This is a genomic window from Gordonia sp. p3-SID1431 (assembly GCF_025143765.1).
Lineage (GTDB): Bacteria > Actinomycetota > Actinomycetes > Mycobacteriales > Mycobacteriaceae > Gordonia > Gordonia hongkongensis.
Window position 1 is genome coordinate 1 of record NZ_JAMBDT010000156.1, and the last position, 8,576, is coordinate 8,576.

General features: G+C 66.4%; 4 protein-coding genes and 1 pseudogene. 3 read left to right on the forward strand and 2 right to left on the reverse strand.

The features are described from left to right. Positions 1-64: 64 nt before the first annotated feature. Positions 65-706 carry a hypothetical protein gene (locus M4D77_RS22945; protein WP_259937546.1) on the reverse strand — a complete coding sequence of 214 codons (642 nt, stop codon included), beginning with the start codon at positions 704-706 and terminating at the stop codon, positions 65-67. Between the two features lie 1,246 nt (positions 707-1,952). On the opposite strand from M4D77_RS22945, the gene M4D77_RS22950 reads away from it, so the two are divergent. From M4D77_RS22950 to M4D77_RS22960, 3 genes are all read left to right on the forward strand, one after another. Next, positions 1,953-3,716 (forward strand): ABC transporter ATP-binding protein, encoded by a 1,764-nt coding sequence (locus M4D77_RS22950; protein WP_259937548.1) that lies wholly within the window; start codon positions 1,953-1,955, stop codon positions 3,714-3,716. After that, positions 3,709-5,610: an ABC transporter ATP-binding protein gene (locus M4D77_RS22955; RefSeq protein ID WP_259937549.1), complete on the forward strand. Its 1,902-nt coding sequence runs from the start codon at positions 3,709-3,711 to the stop codon at positions 5,608-5,610. Before M4D77_RS22950 ends, M4D77_RS22955 begins: the two co-directional genes overlap by 8 nt. A gap of 89 nt (positions 5,611-5,699) precedes the next feature. After that, complete coding sequence (locus M4D77_RS22960; protein ID WP_396266614.1) at positions 5,700-6,653, forward strand: alpha/beta hydrolase; 954 nt, start codon at positions 5,700-5,702, stop codon at positions 6,651-6,653. A 180-nt stretch (positions 6,654-6,833) separates the two neighbouring features. On the opposite strand, the pseudogene M4D77_RS22965 reads toward M4D77_RS22960, so the two are convergent. Then, a pseudogene (locus M4D77_RS22965) lies at positions 6,834-8,459 on the reverse strand (ABC transporter ATP-binding protein); the annotation flags it as partial. Positions 8,460-8,576: the final 117 nt, after the last annotated feature.

Consider the following 8,576-nt stretch of genomic DNA (forward strand, 5'->3'; position numbering starts at 1 on the left):
TGGGGAGGGCGCTTCGCTCACATCTCAGGGAGCATGGGGAGGGCACCTCAGGGGCAGTGCGAGTTCACGCCGGCGGATCGACGCGCTGGACCCAGACGGTCGGCCCGTCGGTCAGGGTGAACTGAGCCCGGACCTGCGCGTCCCACCGGCGCGCGTAGAGGGCCGACAGTTGTTCGTCACTCGTGCTGCATGTGACCGGCAGGCCTTCGCGACGGCCACGCTCGATGACCGGGTCGACCAGCCCGGCGAGGGTCCCGCCTCGCCGATGATCCGGATGGACGAGCGCGAAGATCACCCGGATCGGATTCTCCGCGACCTGCGCTTCCTCCGATTTCCGCTGCAACTCGGTGAAGCGGTGGATGAAGCCGTCTAGCTCCTGCACGATCTGCTTGGTCCGCTCCTTGAGGTCATCGTCAATTCGCCCGGCCTCGTCGGTGGGGGCCGAGACCGCGATCAGAGCGATCAGCTCTCCGTTCTCGTCGAATACACCCCGCAGACCAGGTAGGTACTCGATGAACAGGATCTCGCCGTACCAGCGGTACGCCTCGGCGACCGCGTCAGCGCCGATGAGCCAGCGGTAGACCGGGACCTCGCGCAGACCTCGTTCGAGCAAGTCGAGCGCCGTCTCCATGTTTGATTCGACCAATCGCCGGGACGTCGTGCCTCCCACCTCCACGCGCTGCGTCACCGCTTCATACCAGCACATTCACATCGCCGACGGCCAGTCATCAACCGGCGACCGGCAGGACCGTTCCGTGGGTCAGAACCGAATGAGTTCATTGAGAATTCAACCTTGTCTGGTCAGGACAGGCGTAGAAACGTGCGGTATTGTCAGCCGCGTTGCCGCCCTCGCGACGGAACGACCGTGCTAGACAACGACATCGTCGACACCCATTAGGAGAATCGCATGTCCGACGCGATCAGCATTTCCTGGATCCGCCTCTACCTCGAGGAAATCGTCACCGATTCGGATGGCGACGACGGATTCGGCTCGTACGCAGCGGAGTAAGGCAAGCACAGCGACTCTCGCCGTTTTCGATCGTTTCCGATCGTGACGGCGCAGGCATCTACTCCGGTCAGAAATTTCCGGAAAGCGATCAACACCTAGGAGAACATCATGGGCGAAATCTACGGCGGTTCCATCGAAGACGCACTGAAGGCGCTGTTCAGCGGCTCGGATGACAACTACGGAGAAGAGGTCGAGGTCGACTGAGACGTCGACCCGATCCCGCACAGCGAGCAACCCGACTCAAGGAGAACCGACATGGCCACTGGCATCGAGATCAACCTCAACGAGCTGTTCAAGGACGTTTTCAGCGGTTCACTGGAAGAAGAGACGACGCCTCCACCTGCCTGACAGTTGCCCGATGCCAAGTGGCTCCGCAGGTGCACTCCGGGGCCGGTTCGGCATTGCGCGCTGATTAGCCGACGCAGCGACATCATGAACGAAAGATTTGAAATTCGTTCATCAATCGGTCGAGCACTGCGGCGAATTCAGCATCTATGATCCATAGGTCTGCGACGGAGGCGTGGATCACGTGCACGCGATACCCGTCCAGCATCTCATCACTGACGAAGGAGATCTCATGGCGGAAATCATTCAGGGCGCTATCACCGACGCGATCGTCGAACTGGTCACGGGTTCAATCGAATCGGGTTCGGAAGAAGCACCCGTGTAGATCTCGAATCGAGACTCGACCGCCCCGGACACGCGTCCGGGGCGGTTTCGTCTGTTCCGGTTATGGTTCCGACAGCAATTCCCGAAGTATTGTTCATCCGTATTTAGCGATGAAGCGACGAGATCAGCGGCCCACATATCCGGGCTCACCCTGCACGAAACCGCCGCATGTACACTTCGGAACACTTCACGGCACGCACACGAAACCGATATCGGTGGGAGTTCCGCACCCACGGTAGGCCAGCGTCACGACGACCCGGAGTAGCCTCACCAGATGCCCGTCACCCGCTCGATGAGCAAGGATGAGGTACGCGCGTTGCTCGCGCTCCTATTCGACGCGCTCCGGACAACCCGTTGGGCCTGCGCCGGTTTCGTCGTCTTCCAGCTCGCGTCGGTGTTCACCACGCTCGCCCAGCCCGCTCTCAACGCCGCGATCATCGACGACGGAATTCTGCGCGGTGACGTGGCGACCATCAAGCGCGTCGGGGTACTCATGGTCGTGGTGGCCGTGGTCAACCTGGTGGTGTCGATCGGTGCCACATTCCTGGCCTCCCATATCTCGGCGACCGCGGCTCGCGACCTCCGCACGCGTGTCCACGGTCGGATCAGCGCCTTCAGCGATCCGCAGGTCCACTCCATCGGCCTTTCGAGCCTGCTGACGCGCTCCACCGGAGATGTGGGCCAGATCCAGGGATTCCTCTTCATCAGCCTGACCGTCGTGGTGACCGCGCCGTTGATGCTGTTCGGCGCGCTGGTGTTGTCGCTGGCGCAGGGCTGGCGGATGGCGCCCGTGCTGGTGGTCGCCGGGGCGGTGCTGGTCATCCTCGTCGCCGTCCTCGTCCGGCGTCTGGTGCCGTGGGCTGCGCAGTTGCAGCGTCGCCTCGACGTCGTGAACCGGGTGCTGCGCGAGCAGCTGCGTGGGATCGCGATCATCCGCACCTTTCGGCGAGAGGACCGGGAACGCGCCCGGTTCGCGGTGGAGAACGACGAACTCACCCACGTGGCCCTGCGCCTCGGCCGACTGCAGGTCCTGATGCTGCCGTTGGTCACCGTGGTCTCGAACCTCGCCGTGGTCGCGGTGACCGCACTGGGTGCGATCTTCGTCGACCGCGGTGAGATGCAGATCGGCCAGATCACCGCGACGGTCGGCTATCTCGCCCAGATCCTGCTGGCGGTGTCGCTGCTGACCATGATCGCCGGGGTCATCCCGCGTGCGGTGACCAGCGCCGGACGAATCACCGAGGTACTCGACACCGACCCGCTCGACCCCGGCGACCCCGGTGACGGCCGGGCGCCCTCACCGCCCGCGATCGTCTTCGACGCGGTGTCGGTCGCCTATCCGGGCGCCGAGTCCCCCACAGTCGACCAGGTCTCCCTGTTCTGCGCACCCGGCACGGTGACCGGCGTCCTCGGCGGAACCGGAAGCGGCAAGTCGACGCTGCTGTCCCTACCCCTGCGGTTCGCCGACCCCACGTCGGGCGTGCTCCGATGGGATGCCGCCGACGTGACCGCTCTGGCGCCCGCCTGGGTTCGCGCACGCAGCGCCTTCGTGGGTCAGGGTGCGGAGCTCATCACCGGGACGGTCGCCGACAACCTCCGGATCGCCCGACCGACCGCCACCGACGGCGAGCTGTGGGACGCCCTGGAGGTCGCCGCCGCGGCCGACTTCGTCTCGGCTCGCCCCGGCGCTCTCGACGCCACGGTGGCGCAGGAGGGACGCAACTTCTCCGGTGGTCAGCGCAAACGGCTCGCACTCGCGCGTGCCGTGCTCCGCCGGCCCGCGCTGTACGTCCTCGACGACCCGTTCAGCGCTCTCGACGTCGACACCGAGGCCCAGATCATCGGACGGTTGCGCCGGACCGATCCGGATGCGACGGTCCTGATCGCCGCGCAGCGTGTGTCGTCGGTCCAGCACGCGGACGTCATCGCGGTGCTCGACGCGGGACGGATCGTCGGCCTCGGAACAGATTCGGAATTGCGGTCCCGCAGCGACATCTATCGGGAGATCGCCTACGCGCAGGCGGTGACCAATGCTTGACCAGAGATCGCAGGCGCCGGCGGTCGGGCCGAGGGGGAAGCAGGCGTCGGCAGACCGACCGACGGCTCGACGGCGCGATGGATCGCTGCGCTGGATCGTCCGGCAACTCGACCTGAGCAGAGGACGCGGGACGGCCATCTCCCTCTTCGCGATCCTCGCCGCGGTCGGCGGCGTCGTCGCGCCGATCCTGTTCGGTGCGGTCACCAACGTGATCGTCGACGGCACGGTCGGCGACGCGACGATGAACTGGGGACTGCTCTGGACTCTGCTGGCGATCCAGGTCGGGGTGTTCGTGGCGGCCGCGGTCTGCAGCCTCGCCCAGGGCCGGTTGCTGACCGTCGCCGTGCAGCGGTCGGTGGCCGGGTTGCGCGCACGCATCGAGGACAAGATCCACCGTCTTCCGTTGCGCTACTTCGAGAACACCACACGCGGCGTGTTGGTGAGCAAGCTGACCGCCCACACCGACAACGCCGCGACGGTGATCGCACCGGTGCTGGTGACCGTTCCGACGAATGCCTTGACGCTTGTCGTCGTCACCGCCGTGCTGTTCGTCATCTCCCCGGTGCTGGCTTGTGTCGCCCTGGTCGCAGCACCCGTGTCGGCGCTGGCCGCGGTCCTGCTCGCCCGCCGGGCACGACCGCACCTCGAGTCCCGCTGGACGACCACGGCCGCCCTCACGGGGCACATCGAAGAGGAACTCAGCGCGCGCCGGATGTTGCAGGCGTACAACGCCGAACCGACCGCCGCGCGCCGCTTCGACGACCTCAACGACAAACTCTTCGCGTCGGTCCGCTCTGCCCAGTGGATCGGCGGTTCCCTGCCCTCGGTCCTCACCGCGGTCAACGCCCTGGTGTTCCTGATCCTGGCGGTCCTCGGCGGGATCATGGTGATCGACGGGCACCTCAGTCTCGGGGCGGCTCAGGTTGTGGTGGTGTTCGCACAGCAGCTGACGAGCGCGGTTCGCGAACTCGCCGGGTTCGTCACCAAGGTGCAGTCCGGCACCGTGTCGGCGAGCAAAGTCCGCGAGGTGCTCGAAGCACCCGAGGACGCCGGCGCCGACACCGGCTCGCCGGTGCCCGTTTCGTCCGGCCGGCACCAGCTCCCACCCGAGATCGTCTTCGACGACGTGGGCTTCGCCTACGAGGAGGACAACCCCGTTCTCGACTCGGTGAGCTTTCGGATGGCACCCGGCACGACCACCGCCGTGGTGGGGACCACCGGGTCGGGCAAGACCACGCTGACCAATCTCCTGCAGGCGTTCTACGCACCCAGCCGGGGCTCGATCACCATCGACGGCGTCGATCTCGTCGAACTCGGACCGCACCGGGCACGGGCGGACATGGCCGTCGTAACCCAGGAACCGTGGCTGTTCACCGGGACAGTCCGCGAGAACATCGCCTTCGGCATCGAGGACGGCCGTGCGGTCGATGCGGCTCTCACGGACAGCCACGTCGCGCAGATCGTCGCAGCACTCCCCGAGGGCATCGACACCGTGATCGGCCAGGAATCCGAAAACCTCAGCGCCGGCGAGAAACAGCTGGTCACCGTCGCGCGCGCGATTGCCGCGTCGCCCAAGATCCTCATTCTCGACGAGGCGACGAGCTCCGCCGACCCCCGCACCGAGTTGCTCGTTCAACGTGCCCTGCACCGACTACGCGCGGGGACCACCACCCTGCTCATCACCCACCGCATGGCGACCGCGGCGTTGGCCGACGAAATTGTCGTCCTCGACGATAGGGTGATTGCCGAGGCAGGGACCCACCAGGAGTTGCTCGCCGCGGGCGGGATCTACGCCCAAAGGTGCGGACTGACGACGGCGGACGTCACGGCCGGCGACGACGAGAGTGTGAGCGGCAGCAGTCCCAGCGGTCCGGACGCGAGGTCGGACCCGTGACAGTAGGCAGGAGCGGGCGCGAGTCGGACCACCGGCCCGTCGTCTCCCGATCAGGAGGAAACGTGTACAGAGGTTTGCGCAAACTCGGGATGGCAGCGGCAGTCGCCCTCAGCGTCTCGCTCGTCGCTCCGATGACCGGCGGGGCGAGCGCCGCACCACGACTCGTCGACGCCGGATCGCCCGGGCGCGTGACCGACATCGTCGTGCACTCCGACGCGATGAACCGCGACATCCCCTTGACAGTCATCAAACCGGCCGACGAGTCGAAGCCGCGCGGAGTGCTCTACTTGCTCAACGGTGCCGGCGGCGGCGAAGACCGCGCGAACTGGCTCGAGAAGACCGACATCGAACAGTTCACCCGCAACAAGAATCTGTACGTGGTCATACCGAACTCCGGTCAGTACAGCTATTACACCGACTGGCAGAAGCCTGATCCTGTACTCGGCGTGCACAAGTGGTCGACCTTCCTGGGCAAGGAATTGCCTGCGGTCGTCGATGCCACGTACAACACCTCCGGCCGCAACGCCATCGGTGGCATCTCGTCGTCGGCGACGTCGGTGTTGAATCTCGCGATCGAACATCCCGACCTCTATGACGCAGTCGGCTCCTACAGCGGTTGCCCGACGACCTCCGACCCGTTCGGCCAGGAGTACATCCGCCTCGTCGTCGAAGTTCGCGGAGACGGCGACACCACGAACATGTGGGGGCCCTACGGCGGCCCGGGCTGGCGGGCCCACGACCCGGTGGTGAACGCGGCCAAGCTACGCGGCCAGAAGCTCTACATCTCCAACGCCGGTGGCCTGCCCGGACCGTATGACAATCCGCGCTATGTCAAGGACCTGGACACCCTGGCCGATCAAATCGTGGTCGGCGGTGTGATCGAGGGTGCCACGCTGGGATGCACTGTGCAGCTCCTCAATCGCCTCGGTCAGTTGAATATCCCTGCAACTGTGGATATCCCGCCGACCGGCACTCATTCGTGGATGTACTGGCAGGACCAGCTGCACCGTTCGTGGTCGTTCTACGAGCGCTCCCTCGCCTGACCGCGGCGCCACCGGGCCCGCCTCGGCGAACCGTCCGTCGCGCAATTCGACTGTCCGGTCGGCGAGGTCGAGCACTCGCGGATCATGGGTGATGAGGATCGTGGTCCGCAGTGACGCGACCCTGGCGAGTGGTTCGAGGATCCCGCTGACGGTCTCGACGTCGAGGCCCGTGGTCGGTTCGTCGAGGACGAGTACCGGGCGGTTCCGAAGGATCGTGCGCGCCAGGGCGATTCGCTGCTGCTGACCACCGGACAAGTTCTCCCCACGTTCGACGACCTCGGCGTCGAGGCCGCCGTTCATCCACGAGATGAATTCGGCGGCCCCTGCGGCCCGCGCGGCAGCTTCGATGTCCGCTCTGGTCGCCGTGGTGCTGCCGAAGCAGATGTTGTCCGCGATCGTGCCACGCATCAACGCCGGCCGCTGATGCAGCACCGACAGGTGCTCTCTCAGATCGCTCACGTCGAGGTGGCGAATGTCGGTGCCGTTCAGCCGGATCGACCCCGCGTCGGGGTCGTACAGACGCAGCAGCAGACGGGTCAGGGCGCTCTTGCCGGCACCACTGAGACCCGTGACCGCCACTGTCTCGCCCGCACGGATCTCCAGGTGGGCGTCCTCGAGGACTCGGGACCCGTTGTCCGGGTACGCGAAGGACACCCCGGTCAACGACAGACTCACCGAGGCGGGCGCGACCGGACGGCGGACGGGAATCGGGTCAGTGACACCAGGTTCGGGCGCATTCGGTTCGGCGACACCAGCAGGCGCGTCGAGGACCTCGGCCACCCGTTCGGCGCTCGCGGTCGCGGACGTGACCTCGACGAGCAGACCGCCGAGAGTCTGGATCTGCGGGTAGAGGTACCCGAGATATCCGGTCAGGGCGATGAGGGTGCCCAATTGCGCATCACCGCCGGCGATGAGCCACGCCCCGGACGCGATGACGACGATCATGCAGAGCACTTCGACGACCGTGACCGCCTCGGCGAAGGCCGCCCCCGCCCGGGACTCCGACATCCGGGCCTCCCGCCATCGGCGGTTCTGCTCCAGGACCCGGGCTCGGTGATGCGATGTCTGGTTGTCGGCCTGCAACGCCACCATGTTGCCGATCCCCTCGGCGACCAGTGAACCGATCCGGCCGGCGGCCTGCCGCTCGCGACGCGACGCACGTTTGACCACAGCGCCGAATCGGCGGGCCGTCACCCAGAGCAGCGGCGCGAGAACGGCGGCGACAAGGGCCAACTGCCAGCTGGTCGCGAAGGCGGCGGCACCGTAGATGAGGAGGCTCAGGGTGGCGACGACGCCGGAGACCACACCCGACGACACGAGACTGTCGACCGCCTCGACGTCGGCGGTGGTGCGCGACACCAGGTCTCCGTCACCGAACCGGTCCCGCGTGTGCGGTGCGAGTCGCTGGATGTGCGCGTACAGCTGACCCCGGAGACGCAGCAGCACCGTCTCGGTCACGCCCCCGGTCAGGATCCCGCCCGCATACGACGACACGGCGCCGACCAGCGAGACGGCCACCCAGATCATCATCGGGGTGGACAGCGCGCTCAGATCACCGGTCACCAGCACGTCATCGACGATGTGCGCGAACAGCGCGACGGTGATCACCGTGGTGCCGACCTGCACGAGGTGGCAGATGACGGCGACCGCGAGACGCCATCGCAGTCCGGTGGCCAGGGACGCGAACCGGCGGATGGTCGCCGACACGGTGAGAGTCGCCGGACGGGACTCCGCCGTCGGGACGCGTGGCCCCACGCTGCTCGCGTTCGGACCGCTAACCGGTCGCGGTTCGGTGGCGGTGGACATGTCGATGGCTCCTCACCGGCGGGACGAGATCCGCCGGCACCGAGACTACGACTGGGGACTGATGAATTTCACTGCCAGACAGCCGAATACAGCAGTCTCACAGCGACACCGAACCGA